Origin of the sequence: Aequorivita nionensis (assembly GCF_046352995.1) — a bacterium.
Lineage (GTDB): Bacteria > Bacteroidota > Bacteroidia > Flavobacteriales > Flavobacteriaceae > Aequorivita > Aequorivita nionensis.
Genome location: NZ_CP130281.1, coordinates 997,611 through 1,013,075 on the forward strand (window position 1 = coordinate 997,611; position 15,465 = coordinate 1,013,075).

General features: G+C 38.0%; 10 protein-coding genes. 4 read left to right on the forward strand and 6 right to left on the reverse strand.

The window, feature by feature from the left end; genetic code table 11:
* The 4 genes from Q2U82_RS04470 to Q2U82_RS04485 form a co-directional block, all read right to left on the reverse strand.
* Entirely contained in the window at positions 1–1,494 is a 1,494-nt protein-coding gene (locus Q2U82_RS04470) for a hypothetical protein (protein WP_410006511.1), read from the reverse strand.
* A gap of 37 nt (positions 1,495–1,531) precedes the next feature.
* Positions 1,532–3,607 carry a methionine--tRNA ligase gene (gene metG, locus Q2U82_RS04475; protein WP_410006512.1) on the reverse strand — a complete coding sequence of 692 codons (2,076 nt, stop codon included), beginning with the start codon at positions 3,605–3,607 and terminating at the stop codon, positions 1,532–1,534.
* Between the two features lie 193 nt (positions 3,608–3,800).
* On the reverse strand, positions 3,801–5,420 hold the full coding sequence (locus tag Q2U82_RS04480) for a DUF1501 domain-containing protein (protein WP_410006513.1): 1,620 nt from the start codon (positions 5,418–5,420) through the stop codon (positions 3,801–3,803).
* An 8-nt stretch (positions 5,421–5,428) separates the two neighbouring features.
* Positions 5,429–6,895 (reverse strand): DUF1800 family protein, encoded by a 1,467-nt coding sequence (locus Q2U82_RS04485; protein WP_410006514.1) that lies wholly within the window; start codon positions 6,893–6,895, stop codon positions 5,429–5,431.
* Between the two features lie 411 nt (positions 6,896–7,306).
* Between Q2U82_RS04485 and Q2U82_RS04490 the strand changes: the two genes are divergently transcribed.
* Complete coding sequence (locus Q2U82_RS04490; RefSeq protein ID WP_410006515.1) at positions 7,307–8,221, forward strand: LD-carboxypeptidase; 915 nt, start codon at positions 7,307–7,309, stop codon at positions 8,219–8,221.
* Between the two features lie 27 nt (positions 8,222–8,248).
* Complete coding sequence (locus Q2U82_RS04495) at positions 8,249–8,611, forward strand: YraN family protein (RefSeq protein WP_410006516.1); 363 nt, start codon at positions 8,249–8,251, stop codon at positions 8,609–8,611.
* On the opposite strand, the gene Q2U82_RS04500 is transcribed toward Q2U82_RS04495, so the two are convergent.
* Positions 8,608–9,426 (reverse strand): helix-turn-helix domain-containing protein, encoded by an 819-nt coding sequence (locus Q2U82_RS04500; protein WP_410006517.1) that lies wholly within the window; start codon positions 9,424–9,426, stop codon positions 8,608–8,610. The genes Q2U82_RS04495 and Q2U82_RS04500 overlap by 4 nt on opposite strands.
* Before the next feature lie 324 nt (positions 9,427–9,750).
* Here Q2U82_RS04500 and Q2U82_RS04505 point away from each other — a divergent pair, with 324 nt between their 5' ends.
* Together Q2U82_RS04505 and Q2U82_RS04510 are read left to right on the forward strand one after the other, a co-directional pair.
* Positions 9,751–10,878, forward strand: coding sequence for a helix-turn-helix domain-containing protein (locus tag Q2U82_RS04505; protein ID WP_410006518.1), 1,128 nt, complete (start codon positions 9,751–9,753; stop codon positions 10,876–10,878).
* Positions 10,879–10,961: 83 nt separating this feature from the next.
* Positions 10,962–12,077, forward strand: coding sequence for a T9SS type A sorting domain-containing protein (locus tag Q2U82_RS04510; protein WP_410006519.1), 1,116 nt, complete (start codon positions 10,962–10,964; stop codon positions 12,075–12,077).
* Positions 12,078–12,107: 30 nt separating this feature from the next.
* Here Q2U82_RS04510 and mfd read toward each other — a convergent pair whose 3' ends face one another.
* On the reverse strand, positions 12,108–15,461 hold the full coding sequence (mfd, locus tag Q2U82_RS04515) for a transcription-repair coupling factor (RefSeq protein ID WP_410006520.1): 3,354 nt from the start codon (positions 15,459–15,461) through the stop codon (positions 12,108–12,110).
* Between the last annotated feature and the right edge of the window lie 4 nt (positions 15,462–15,465).

The following is a 15,465-nucleotide window of genomic DNA, read 5'->3' on the forward strand; positions in this document are numbered from 1 at the left end:
TTACTCTGAAAATTTAAAGAATTTATACACATTATCTATGGTAAAATATCTACCATAAACAAAATAATCATCCATTCTAAACACCGTTTCTGCTTTGGCTTTAGGAAGGTTTGAAGTGTGGTTTCTTAACCTGTTAAAAACATTTTGGGGAATTTCACCATCAATGTGCTCAAAATCTTCATTAAATAGACATTCAATGCGTTTGGTTCTATTCGCTTCGATGTAGGGGAAACTTCCAAAAGAAAAAAAGGTTGGGTTGAATCCGCTTGTAACTACCATCCCACTGTTCGTGCTATTTATCATCATTCCATTTCCGGGCCCGCCAAACATCATTGGCCCTCCAAAGCCACCGCCTCTTTTAATAATTTCATTACCTCCCAATGTTAATTGATAGCCAGTGCTCGTGGGATTTACCGCAACCCCACTATTTCCACCGTTGAATATTTGAAGAAGTAAATTAGTTTTATCCAATTCCTTCGTCTTTATAGATTGATTTGTAGCATATTCTTCAATGATGGCGCTATTTTTAAACGGAATATCTTCGTCTTTTGAAAGAACAAACCGTTTTAATTCCTTTTTTGTTGCAAGCTCCTTTACGGTAAGAACCATTATTTTACTGTTTCCGCCAATCTGGAATATTTTATCCTTATACAGATATGAATTGGTTGTATTAAATTTTTCAGCTCCTATTCCATTCAATTTTTCAATCGCTGCAATTTTTACTGAAAGATCTGGCACTTTAAACTCAAGTAGGTATGTAAATAAACCTTCCTTGTCGATTGATAGGATAAATGAATCGCCACGATCATAAATCTTGGAAAGATTGCTTGTGATTTGGAGTGAATTAGGATTTGACTCCTCAATTTTAACAACAGAGGTCAAGCCATTAAAGCTATCATACAAAAGTTTATAAAGTGTGGTTGGTTCTTTTTTTCCATTGACAAAGACATTTTCGGAGAAGTCAAATGATTTTTTTTCAAACTTTCCATCGTGTTGAAAAGTATAGATGTTTAAAATTGAACTTTTTTTGCTAACCGTGATTATATAAAGTCTGTCTTGGTAACTGTGCGACTGAAGGTAAATTTCATCTTGCAATTTAAAGCCAAATTCAGTTTCAATAGATTGTTGTCTATCAAAATCAAAAAGCACGGCTCCAAATTTTTTATTGTAATATTCTTTAAAATATAAACGCACTTGCCCATTTTTAATGGTTTTTCCGATGATTTCATTATATCCCTCGGGCAGGCCTTTAGAAGCAAATTTGGAAATTGGCTCTAGTTCCTGTGAATATAAATAGGCGTTTATAGATTGCTCATTAACCATAAAAGTTGAAAAGCTTTTCTTTTCATTATCAACAACTACGTAAGCATTCTCAACGGAATTATTCTTTTTGCTTAAATCATTTGGGATTTCTAAAAAAGGTGTTTGGGCAAATGTTGAAACGACACAGAAAATCGAAAGAAATAGTATTCTAAAAAACATGAATCTAAACATTGAATTGTTTAAAGAAAATTTTAAAAGAAGTATCAAATTAATTGATGGTCGCCCCATTCTCAACCCCTTCTTCCCCAGGATTTACAAAAACAAGTTTCCCATCCGCATTTTCCGTCATCAAAATCATTCCTTGGCTTTCTACACCGCGAAGCGCTCGAGGCGCAAGATTTACTAAAACGGTAACTTTTTTACCGATGATTTCTTCGGGCTTAAAACTTTCCGCAATGCCAGAAACTATGGTACGAACGTCAATTCCTGTATCAATTTTTAAAACCAAAAGTTTATCTGCTTTTGGCATTTTTTCGGCTTCAATTATGGTTCCAACCCGCATATCTAGTTTTGCAAAATCGTCGTATTGAATTGTTTCTTTTTGAGGAGTTACCTTTTTGTTTGCTGCTTCGTTCATTTTCTTACTCGCTTTTAGTTTATCTAATTGTTGTTGAATTTGTTCGTCCTCAATTTTACTGAAAAGCAATTCGGCTTTATTTATTTTGTGTCCTGTTTTCAATAATTCTGATTTTGAAGACACATCGTTCCAACCTAACGAGGTCTCGACTGCGCTCGACCTGACATTGAGCATATTTTTAAGTTTTTCTGAAGTGAATGGCAAAAACGGTTCACTTAAAACTGCCAAAGCGGAAGCGATCTGCAAAGCAACATACATAACGGTTTTGGTGCGTTCTTCATCAATTTTTATGGTTTTCCACGGCTCTTCGTCTGCTAGATATTTGTTTCCGAGGCGGGCCACGTTCATCAATTCTGCCTGCGCTTCGCGGAAACGGTAGCGCTCCAACGAACTTGCGATTACGGCAGGATACGCCTTTAATTCACTTAAAACCTGTTCGTCAATTTCTGAAAGAGTTGCTGGTTCGGGAATAATTCCTTCGTAATATTTATCGGTTAAAACCATTACACGGTTAATGAAATTTCCGAAGATGGCAACCAATTCGTTATTATTTCGAGCTTGAAAATCTGCCCATGTAAAATCGTTATCCTTTGTTTCCGGAGCATTCGAAGTTAATGTGTAACGCAAAACATCTTGCTGATTAGGAAAATCTTCCAAATATTCGTGCAGCCAAACCGCCCAGTTTTTACTTGTTGAAATTTTATTTCCCTCCAAATTCAAAAATTCATTCGCCGGAACGTTGTTGGGCAAAATATAGCTTCCTTCCGCTTTCAGCATTGCAGGAAAAATGATGCAATGGAAAACAATGTTGTCTTTCCCAATAAAATGAAGGAGTTTGGTATTGTCGTCTTTCCAATAATCTTCCCAATTTTTACCTTCTCGCTCCGCCCATTCCTTGGTTGAAGAAATGTAACCAATTGGCGCATCAAACCAAACGTACAACACTTTCCCGTCCGCACCTTTTACTGGCACGGGAATTCCCCAATCGAGATCGCGGGTAACGGCACGCGGACGCAAACCGTCGTCAATCCAGCTTTTACACTGGCCAAGCACGTTAGTTTTCCAATCTTTTTTATGGTCAACGAGAATCCATTCCCTTAAAAAATCTTCGTAGCGATCCAAAGGTAAAAACCAGTGTTTTGTTTCTTTTAAAACAGGTTTGTTTCCGGAAATTACGCTTCGCGGATTTATCAAATCTGTCGCGTTTAAACTTGTTCCGCAGTTTTCGCATTGGTCGCCGTAGGCTTCCTCGTGGCCGCATTTTGGGCAAGTTCCCACAACAAAACGGTCTGCCAAAAACTGGTTGGCCTCCTCATCGAATAATTGCTCGGTAACTTCTTCTATAAATTGGCCCGCATCATACATTTTCTTGAAAAATTCCGAAGCGGTTTTATGGTGGATTTCAGCCGAAGTGCGCGAATAATTGTCAAAAGAAATCCCGAAATCGGCAAAACTTTTTTTGATGATAGCGTGATATTTATCAACCACTTCTTGGGGCGAAATTCCTTCCTTTTTTGCTTTCAATGTAATGGCAACGCCGTGTTCATCGCTTCCGCAGATAAACGCAACATCTTTATTTTGAAGTCGTTGGAAACGCGCATAAATATCCGCAGGCACATAAACGCCCGCCAAATGACCAATATGAACAGGGCCATTGGTATAGGGCAGTGCGGCGGTAATGGTATAACGTTTTGGGTCTTGATTCATAACTATTTTTTGAAAACCTGCGTCAATTAATTTAACAGGCACAAAAATAGGTATTTTATCTTCGGAAACCAGCGCCCTGTTTTACATTCCTTTGTTTGTTTATGATTTTGAATCACCCTTTATGCGAAAATTATAATATAAAAAAGCTTCCCAATAATTTGGGAAGCTTTTCATAAGATAGTTTTAATAAATGCTACCTAATCTGTATGGATTTGCTATAAAATTGTCCTCCAGTTGAAATTCGGTAAATATACTGACCGTAAGAAAGTCGCGTCCTGATTTTTTCCTTCACATCTATACTGTACTTTCCAGGATATAATATTTTATTTTCTAAGGTACCTACTTCTCTTCCCATCATATCATAAAGTCTGATATCAACATTTGCTGTATTGGGCATGTTTATTTCAATAAGAGTGCGGTCGTTTTGGTAAATGGGCACATGCACAAAGCGTGTAGTATCATTAAAATTAGTACTCGACAGATTTTGACAAGTGATTCCCATATCCAAAGTTTGGTAATTCTGGTTAAGAAGAATAGAACTTACAACAGAAGGGTCCAAACAGAACCACTCCGTTAAAACCGTAGAATATACGTCCCGGAAGTCGGTTGTTGGTATAAGATTGTCATCAGCGTCCCATTCGGTAAGGTTTGGATGGGTGCCCACAAAACCATTTCCGTCAAGCCCTGAACCAAACAACATAACTGGTGAGGCTGCTCCGTGGTCGGTACCGTTAGAGCCATTTTCATAGGGTCTGCGTCCAAATTCTGAAATGGTCATGGTCAAAACTTTGTCGTCCATACCTGTAGCAGCAAGATCATCATAAAAATCTTTAATGGAATCTGAAAGATCCTCCAGCAATGCTCGCTGATCGTCTGTTTGGTTGGCGTGTGTATCAAAACCATCCAAGGTAACCATATATACTTTGGTGCCTAGGTTTCCTTTTATCAATCTTGCAACGATGGCTAACTGTTTTGCAAGGTTTTCATCACTATAAGAAGAACTGTTGGTTGAAGCCATATAGGCATTATTAATTACAGAAGAGTACCTAACAGTAGTGTTTGTTGTGGCACGCATAAACAAGAGTTTATCTCCGTAAACACAATCCGGCAAATTGGTCACATCGTGCTGAACTCCATTTTGCGCCACGTTTGCCAATTGTTCGGTATTTGCAACCGAAAAAGCATAATTACTATCATTTCCTTCAAAAATAAGGTCTCCAATACTGCCTATTTGTACTGCAGGTGGAATTTCTGGTGGATTTACCAAATAATCCGGATATAAGTCTTCAAAATAACGACCCCACCAACCAGTATTTTCCACATTTACATCATCTGTAGAAGCCCAGATTGCTGCTGAACGGAAATGGGATAGATTTTGTTGTGGATACCCAACGCCATGGATTATCTTCATTTTTCCATCGCCCCAAACAGATTCCAGTCCGCCCATAAAGTTGGGAATTGCAAAATCTGCATTCAAGTTTATCAAATTGTTTTGTTGATGGCGTATGTTTGGACGCAAATTGGCATAGGTAGCATAGTCATAAATCGGGACTATAGTGTTAAGCCCATCATTTCCTCCTTTTAGACGAATAATGACCAAGATATTATCGTTTTCACTTGCTGCTAACGCAACTGAAAGTGGTGATGGTTTGGAAGCAGTAACAGAAGCGTGGCCAAGCATAATGCCACCCGCACCAGCCAAGCCCAATGCCTGAATAAAAGAGCGTCTATTCCAAGTAGAGTGTTCTTTATCGTGAATGCTCCTTTCGTCTTTTGAAATATTTTTTTGGGGGATAGTATGATTTTTACACATGTGACTGCTTATTTAAGTTGAAATTCGGGCATTCTTGCAATATGTTTCAAGAGAATTGAAACTTGATAGGGAGCGGAATTGAAATCTAAATCCCAGATGCCTTGGTCATAGTAATTCTGTGGCACTTCCCATTTAAAGATGTCTGTTGCGATATCATAATCTGATACTGTATATAATTCTTTGCACATAAAATGATCCACAAGAGTTTTGGTAATAAAGTATGGATCCTTGCTATTGTTTGTAAGTGCTTTCGCCAAGACAACAAATATACTGTCATGACCATTTTGGTCCAGATAGTCTATAAATTCATCTATTAGTGCCCAGCGTCCGGTGAGTGTTGAGGCGTTTATCCATGATTCATCACGTTGCCAACCTGCTACGTCCACAGGGTCGTAAATTTCCTGTCCTACTAGACCTGTGTAATAAATTAAGGCATCGAGTATGGTATCATTGTAATAAAAGTCGGTTTCTTTCAAAAAATTTAAAACCACATCAAAAGGGCTTTTAATTACAACTCCTACTGAGTGCTCATCAAAAAAATGTTGGCTCTTGAACAATTTTTTAAACATCGGAACCATCTCAAAATTATTATTAGTCAGCGTTTGCGCTAATTCTTGAATGATTGTTTGACCAATGTTGTCCGTAACTGGACTTACAAAAAATTTGTAAAGCTTTTCACATATATAAAATGCAATTTCAGAACCTCTCTCCTGGAACAGAATATCAATAACATCATCATAGCCCCAGTTTCCTGTTTGTCCAAAAATGGTTTTTACTCCATCGTCAAATGTCTCAGGGTTAAAATATATCTCGCCATTTTCTTGGGGCCAGTCGTTATATCCCGTTAAGGCTCGTGCGGCTTCGGTTATATCGTTTTGGGTATAGCCATTTCCCTCACCCAATGTGAAAAGTTCAAATTGTTCTCGGGCATAGTTTTCATTAGGACTGTATTTCGTGTTTTCTACGCCATTCAGAAAAACAAGCATTGCCGGGTCTAGCCCAATGGCCCTGGTAAATTCCTTAAAATTTCCTAAGGCGTGTATTTGTATTGTATGGTAATACTGAAATGCATAGGGTGCATGGAAATAGATTCCAAAACGGGTTACGAAGTGGTTCATCCAAAAGAAAGTAAGCCTACCACGGAGATTTTCTTCCAAAAGGTCTTTAACGGTTTGCAATCGCCATTGTTCAAAAAAAGCAAAATTTTGAGTCTCGTAATCAGAAAAATCATCGTTGGAATAATAACCCCAATATGGCGCTGGGGTTGGTGGCATATTGTGCGCACCATCAACAAGTGAATTAATAAATTGTCCCGGGGTCAGCGAGAGCGCGGCATCTACATCATCTTGTGAAGCTCCAAAACCAAGACGGCGATACACGTGATTAATCTTATGTGTATCCCAAGGATCCTGAGAAGATGGCTCATAGGGAGCAAGTGTAGAACTATTGCAAGTGGGATTAGCAATTGTTTCCATTTAAAAAGAGTTTTGTTAGGTTTGGCGGTAAAAGTATGTTTTTAATCCGATTAATTGTTCCGTTTAACTGATTTTTTAACTCAATATTTTGATTATTAGTATTTTGAGACCATAAAATATGTGAACGATTATTCTTACTAATGAAATTTAAGCATTCTGCCAGTATAATTTAGAAAGAAAATAGTATTGTAAAATACTGAATGTTAAATCTTTATACACTGTTTCTATAAATTAAGAAGTGAAAAGATTAATTTCATTTATATAAAGCAAAAAAATAATGAAACTATAAGAATGATTTTAATTTATATCCAAAACAAGGAGAATATTAAGTTTGTCATTCTAAATTTGTAGTTCATTGTATTTTAACTCACAAGTCAAATTTTTAGTACTTTAAAGCTTTCAATTATATTTATGGCTACACCTCCATTTTTAAAAAAAGACGATAACGTTGCCATTGTTTCCACTGCTCGGAAAATTTCAAAAGAAGAATTGAAGCCTGCAATCCAATTGTTGGAAAGTTGGGGATTGAAAGCCGTTTTGGGAAAAACCATCGGCGCCGAGGAAAACCAGTTTGCAGGCAGTGACGATTTGCGCACTTCAGATTTTCAGCAAATGCTGGACGACCCAAAAATAAAAGCAATTTGGTGCGCGCGTGGCGGTTACGGTACGGTGAGGATTATCGATAAACTTGACTTTTCGGCATTCAAAAAAAGTCCGAAATGGATTGTTGGCTATAGTGATGTTACGGTTTTGCATTCGCACATTCATAATTTTAGGATTGAGACTTTGCACGCGCAAATGTGTTTGGAGATTGAAAATAAAACAGAAGAAGCCAGGGAATCCATTCGGAAAGTTTTGTTTGGGGAAGCATATAGTATTGAAATGAAACGGACAGATTCCGTCGCTCCGCTCGGAATTTTGAAAGGAGAGTTAATTGGCGGAAATCTTTCGGTTTTGTATTCCCTTTGCGGAAGTACTTCGGAAATGAAAACTGATGGAAAAATTCTTTTTATTGAAGACTTGGACGAAATGCTTTATCACGTGGATAGAATGATGATGAATTTAAAGCGAAGTGGTTACCTCAAAAACCTGAATGCCCTTATCATTGGCGGAATGACGGAGATGAAGGACAATAAGGTATATTTCGGAAAAACGGCGGAGGAAATAATCGTGGATTTGGTAAAAGAATACGAGTATCCCGTGATTCTGAATTTCCCCGCTGGGCATATCGCGGATAATCGGGCATTGATTATGGGAAGGGAAGTTGAAATAAATGTTCAATCCTCAACGATCAATGTTCAATTTTCAACCTCAAGAAAATCGTAAATCGGCAATCGTAAATCGTAAGTAGAAATGGCAACGCACAACGAGCTCGGAAAAATAGGGGAAGAAATAGCCGCGCAGTATTTGCTTAAAAACGGCTATAAAATCTTGCGCCGTAATTTTTATTTCGACAAAGCTGAGATTGACATCATTGCCCAAAAAGAGGACGATACTGTTGTAATCGTGGAAGTAAAAACCCGAAATAGCTCATTTTTTGGTGACCCGCAGGATTTTGTAACCAAAAACAAAATCAAGCTTTTGGTAAAAGCCGCCAACGAATACATTGTTTCAAACGACTTAAATGTGGAAGTTCGTTTTGATATTATTGCAATTCTCAAGAACCAGAAAACGGAACAACTTCAGCATTTTGAAAATGCCTTTTATCATTTTTAATTTTCGGGAGTACGAGAATCTCTTTCTTTTTTCACAAACTCCTCAATTTTATAGAGCAAAATAATCTGTAAAATAGTTGCCGGGATTAAAAAAGCGAGACCCAGCCAAGCCATAAAAACAATTGTAAACAATATCCCTCCCACCACTTCAAATCCACCGGCTATTCCCGGAATTTTACCGAAGGGGTTTTCCAATCGCATCACCGCCAAGCCAAAAATAATACCTCCAATACCACAGAAAATAGATTGTATAGTTATAACATATTCGGTGTAAAATGGTTCAATATACAGCGAAGCCATATCATAGCCATAAAATAGAATGGTTGTGCCAATTAAAAAGAAGGCGCCAATTTTCAGCAAATAATTATTGAAAATTTTGCCGCTCAAAGCAAAGCCCCATAGAAAATAAATATAGGCAAGCATCACTATAAATTTCATACTGATGTATGCAGCTTTTGGAATTATCAATTCATCTTCCTGAAATCGGGCATAATCAACAGCGAATTCTACAAAACCCGAAAGAAAATAAATTATCCCGCAAATCCAGGCCAGTTTTATGTAAAAAATAGAAAAGCCAATATCTTTTAAATTGAAATTTTCAAAAGGGGAAGCTTCGGATTCTTGCAAGTTTTCCAAATCTTCGCCCAAGGCATTCAAAATCGTTTTCAACGTAAAACTTCGAGGCGTTACTTCGCCAGCTTCAATACGCTGAATGGTCCGCACATTAATGTTGCACTGCTCCACAAGTTCTTCCTGTGTTAAGCCTTTTTGTTTTCTTAGTTCTAAAATTTTTCGACCGAGTTCTGGTTGTTTCATTTGTCTATTATATTTGTTTCTAAAAAGTCAAATGGAACATCCTATTAGATATTTTGCCGTTGATTAGAAATAGTTAGCGGATGTTTCATTTTCTAAAAATTTATGAAGCAATAGTACGATGGCAGCAAATATACTGCAATATTTTCAAGTGAATTTCACCCGACATTTGCCCGACATTGTGGAATATATATCACAAATTAGGCAAGTAATCAACGGAAGAAAGCCATAATTCATTTCCACTTTTTTTATCTTTTTAGGTGCGGCTGTACCCAAATACACCTTTTTTAGAAGCATCCGCTTATCTTTGTTGCAATATAAAGTTTTATGGAAATTACCTTCAAGCTTATAGACTTGATTATTGTTATTGGCATTTGCCAAGGCATTTTCCTTTCGTTAACGTTGCAGCGAATTTCCAATAACAACCAAAAGGCAAATAGCATACTTTCCTATTTAATTGCGCTGGCTACCTTAATGCTTATCGGTAGGTTTTTCTATTTCCGCTTTTTGACTGCTTGGGTTTTTCAATGGAGTATTGCGGTGGATTCTTTGGTTTTTCTTTTTGGACCCTTAATTTATTTGTATGTGAAAAGGCTTTTGTTTAAGGAACAGAATAATTATTCGCTTTCAATAATTCATTTTATTCCTTTTTCCGGAATGCTTTTTTTCGCTTTTTTCTATATCATAAATTACACACCGAAAGCGTATTACGAATTTTTTTTAAAGGGAAATCTACTGATGTATTTCAGGATTATTTCAGTAATCATGATTGTATTTAATATGTTTTATGTGCTGAAATCCTTTCAGTTACTCAAAAAATTTAAACAAACTGAAAAAGAAATTTTCTCCTTTGAACAAACCCCCATTGTATATCTCAATTTTTTCCTGTTTTCATTATTAGCGTGTCTATTAGCTTGGACTTTCAGCCTCTTGAACACAACTATTTTCGACAAAACCATTCCTTTTATTGGTTATGATAGTATTTGGGTGGCAATTCCATTGTTTATTTATGTAATAGGATATTTCAGTTTAAAACAGCCGGAGCTTTTTAGGATTTCAGAAGAAAAACAAAAAAACAATTTAAGGAAAGAGCGCCTTCCAGAAGCCGAAGCCCAATTATTAAAAACCAAGCTGGACAGCTTAATGATTAATGAAAAAGTTTTTCTACAAAGCGATTTGACCTTGGCCGATGTTTCTGAAATGCTCCAAACCTCAACAAATAATGTTTCCTGGCTTTTAAACCAGGTTTACAAAACCACTTTTTATGATTTTATAAATCAATACCGCGTTAAGGAGTTTTTAAAAAAAGTGGAAAACAAAGAACACCTAAAACACACCATTTTGGCTCTTTCCATGGATGTTGGCTTTAATTCAAAATCTACCTTTAACAAAGCCTTCAAAAGTACAATGCACGAAACTCCCAGCAATTATATAAAAAAAAAGTTGGCTGCATAGGTTTTTCGTTCGGCTGTATGCAAACGGTCGATTCCTGCTTATTCTGAAAATAGATTTGTACTAAACTTTAAAATTTTCAGATTATGAAAAACCTATTCCTTTTTACCTCAGCCTTTTTATTCGGACATTTATTTTTAAGCGCACAAACGGTTACCACCTTCACCGAAGGCACCCCAGACGATGCCATTGTTTTGGACAATGACGGAAACATTTACTGTTCCAATTATACGGGCGATACCGTTTTTAAGTTCTCTCCCACTGGAGAGGCAACCGCTTTTATAACAGGTTTGAATACCCCAAACGGACTGGCTTTCAATTCCAATCAGGAATTGTACGTGTGTGACGGCCAGGGAAATAAAATCTACAAATATGACCTTGCCGGGAACCTTTTGGCAACCTATCCAGTGACGGGCCATCCTTCGGGAATTGTAAAATCCTTCGATGACGATTCCATGATTTTTACACTATATATGGGAAACCTTATTAAAAGGCTTGCCCCAGACGGAACCATTACAACTGTCTCTTCTTCCTCAGAATTAAGTGGTCCGGTAGGGATTGTTTATGATGAAAATGGAAACCTTTTCGTTGGAAATTACAACAACCGAAAAATTTTCAAAGTACAGAAGAATGGAGACCTAGAATATATTGCGCAACTTCCAACTGAAGGAGGCCAATATCCTAATTTGGGGTTTATTGCCTATGGTCAAGGAAAACTTTGGGGAACTATTATGGGCAACCATAAAATTTATTCCATCAACCCAAATGCAGTTGATGATTATACCTTATTTGCTGGTAGCACACCGGGAAATAATGATGGCGATATTTCAGTTGCTACTTTTAATATTCCCAACGGAATCTATTTTGATGAAGGCGCTTGCACCATGTACATCACGGATTTCGGAAGCAAAAACTTGAGGATTATTTCAGGAATAACTTTGGGAAACGATGAATTTTCGGAGGCAGAAAATAATCTAATCATAGTACCAAATCCTGCAAAAAATTATTTTGAAATTCAATTTTCGGACAAACACTTCACAACTTTTGAATTGAAAATTTATGATACTGCTGGAAAATTAATTTATGAAAATAACCATCAGGAAATTTCCCATAAAATTGATACGAGTAGCTTGAAAAATGGGACTTATCTATTAGAAATAACTACGGAAGAAGGTACGCTGCGAAAAAGATTGCTAAAATAAAAAATAAGGGCCGAAGCTCAGTTTCGGCTCTTATTCAAACTTTTCTAAAGCGCTTAAGGCCTTATCGACAGAAGAAATATCTTCAAAAGTAAGCAACAACCGCAAGCCATTTCGGGTCTGTTTTTCCTTCATCGTTACTTTTTGGGGATGGCTTTGTACATATTGCAGCACTTTGGTAAAAGCTGCGCTTTGGTAAAAAGCACTCTGCTGGTCTGCCACAAAATAACCGACCATTTTTTTCTGTTTCATCACAAGGCGTTCAAGGCCCATGGAAATGGCAATCCATTTTATGCGAACGCTGTTCAACAAATCTTCCGCTTCCTTTGGCATTTCCCCAAAACGATCCAGCAATTCTTTCTCAAATTTTTGAAGTTCGGCTTCAGTTTTCAGCTCGTTTAGTTTTGTGTACAGATTGAGTCTTTCGGTAATATTGTTCACGTAATCATCAGGAAACAGCAATTCGAAATCTGTATCGATGGTCATTTCTTTTACGAAATTCTTCTTCGGTCCTTCCGTTTCTTCGTAAAGATTTTTGAATTCCTTTTCTTTCAGTTCCTCAATGGCTTCGGAAAGGATTTTTTGATAAGTTTCAAAACCTATTTCGTTGATAAACCCGCTCTGTTCGCCCCCCAATAAATCGCCTGCGCCACGGATTTCCAAATCCTTCATCGCAATGTTGATACCGCTTCCCAATTCTGAAAATTGTTCCAAAGCAGTGATCCTTTTTCGGGCTTCATCCGTCATCGCGGAATATTCCGGGGTAATGAAATAACAAAACGCTTTTTTGTTGCTTCGGCCCACACGACCGCGCATTTGATGGAGGTCTGAAAGCCCGAAATTATTGGCATTATTAATAAATATTGTATTTGCATTTGGAACGTCCAGTCCACTTTCAATGATGGTTGTGGAAACGAGAACGTCGAATTCATTGTTCATAAATCGAAGCATTAAATCCTCCAATTTCTTTCCGTCCATTTGCCCGTGTCCGATCCCAATTTTCGCATCGGGCACCAAACGTTGGAGCATTCCGGCGACTTCCTTTATATTTTCTATTCTATTGTGAACAAAGAAAACTTGTCCGCCGCGCGAAATTTCATAGCGAACAGCATCGCGAATGCTTTCTTCCCCAAAACGAATGACGTGCGTTTCCACCGGATAACGGTTTGGCGGCGGCGTGGTAATTACCGAAAGATCACGAGCAGCCATCAAACTGAACTGCAACGTACGCGGAATGGGCGTTGCGGTTAATGTGAGCGTGTCCACATTTTCTTTGATAGTCTTCAATTTGTCCTTTACCGCTACGCCAAATTTCTGTTCCTCGTCAATAATCAAAAGTCCCAAATCCTTAAATTCCACCGATTTGTTGACCAATTGATGTGTGCCAATAACGATGTCGAGTTTGCCGTTTTTCAATTCCTCCAAAACAGTTTTGCGCTCTTTTGCGGTGCGGAAACGGTTGAGATAATCCACTTTTACGGGCATATCAGCCAAACGTTCGGAAAAAGTCTTAAAATGCTGAAAGGCCAAAATGGTGGTCGGTACCAAAACGGCGACTTGTTTTCCGTTATCCACCGCTTTAAAAGCCGCGCGAATAGCGACTTCCGTTTTTCCGAAACCTACGTCGCCACAGACCAAGCGGTCCATCGGGCGCTCGTTTTCCATATCCTTTTTTACGTCTTCCGTCGCGGTGCTTTGGTCTGGCGTGTCTTCATAAATAAAGGACGATTCCAGTTCGGCCTGCAGATAACTGTCCGGATCAAAAGCGAAACCTTTCAACGTACGGCGTTTGGCGTATAATTCAATTAAATTAAAGGCAATTTCCTTTACGCGGGTTTTGGTTTTTTGCTTTAGTTTTTTCCACGCATCGCTGCCCAATTTGTAGATTTTGGGCTCCTTCCCGTCTTTCCCGTTATATTTTGAAATCTTATGGAGCGAATGAATGCTGAGGTACAAAATATCACGCTCACCATAAAAAAGTTTTATGGCTTCCTGCATTTTTCCTTCTACTTCAATTTTCTGCAAGCCGCCGAATTTTCCAATTCCGTGGTCAATATGCGTTACGTAATCGCCCACTTCCAGATTGGTAATTTCCTTTAAGGTAATCGCTTGCTTTTTGGCGTAACCGTTTTTCAGTTGAAATTTATGGTAGCGCTCAAAAATTTGATGGTCGGTATAGCAAACTATTTTTAAATCGTCATCAATAAACCCTTGAAACAGCGGAAATACAATGGTTTCAAATTGTTCCACATTTTGCTGGGCATCTTCAAAAATATCGTGAAAGCGTTTTGCCTGTTGTTCACTGCTGCAGAAAATGTAGTTTTTATAACCTTTTTCAGTATTGTCATTCAAATTTTCAATCAGTAAATTGAATTGTTTGTTGAATGATGGTTGAGGTTTTGTTGAAAACGAAAGCCCACCCCCAGCCCCTCCCGAGGGGAGGGGAGTTTTGTTATTTTTTAAATGAACCGTTGTAAATTCGGAAAGTTGTGTTTTCAATAATTCCGAAGTACAGAACAATTCCGAAGGCTTTGCGCGTTTTATTTCTGAATCGATTGCGTTAAAAGCTTCAGTTGCTTTTTTGAAAAGATTGTCGATTGCGCTGCTGAATAGCTCTTCATTTTTCAGAAAAACCACGGTTTTGGACGCGATGTATTTCAGAAAACTTTCGCGGTTTTCATCCACCATTTTGTTTTCCACATTTGGAATGATGGAAACTTTTTTAACCTGTTCCAAAGAAAGCTGTGTTTCCACATCAAAGGTCCGAATACTGTCAACCTCATCGCCAAAAAATTCAATTCGGTACGGTTCATCATTGCTGAAACTGAACACGTCCAAAATCCCCCCGCGCACTGAAAATTCGCCCGGTTCGGTAACAAAATCGGTACGTTTAAAGCGATATTCAAACAAAACCTCGTTTACAAAATCGATGGAAAGTTGGTCGTTTACTGCAATTTTCAGCGTGTTTCGCTCTAATTCCTTTCGAGTAACCACTTTCTCAAAAAGTGCTTCGGGATAGGTTACGATCAGCGCAGGTTTTTTTCGGGAATTTATTCGGTTTAAAACCTCGCTTCGCAACAAAACATTGGCGTTGTCGGTCTCTTCAATTTGATAGGGCCGCCGATAACTTCCCGGATAGAAAAGCACATTTTGGTCACCCAACAAATTTTCGAGATCGTTTAAATGGTAAGCCGCTTCCTCTTTATCGTTAAAAATTAAAAGAAAGGGCAATTCCGAAGTAGAAAAAGTTTCAGCAATTACAAGTGAAAGCGATGAGCCGACGAGCCCAGAAACTTGAATTTTATTTTCGGATGAGGCAATAGAATCCCGCAGTTTTCGTGTTTGCGAAGACTGTGAATAAAGCGAAGTAACGAGTGTTTTGCTCATCGAG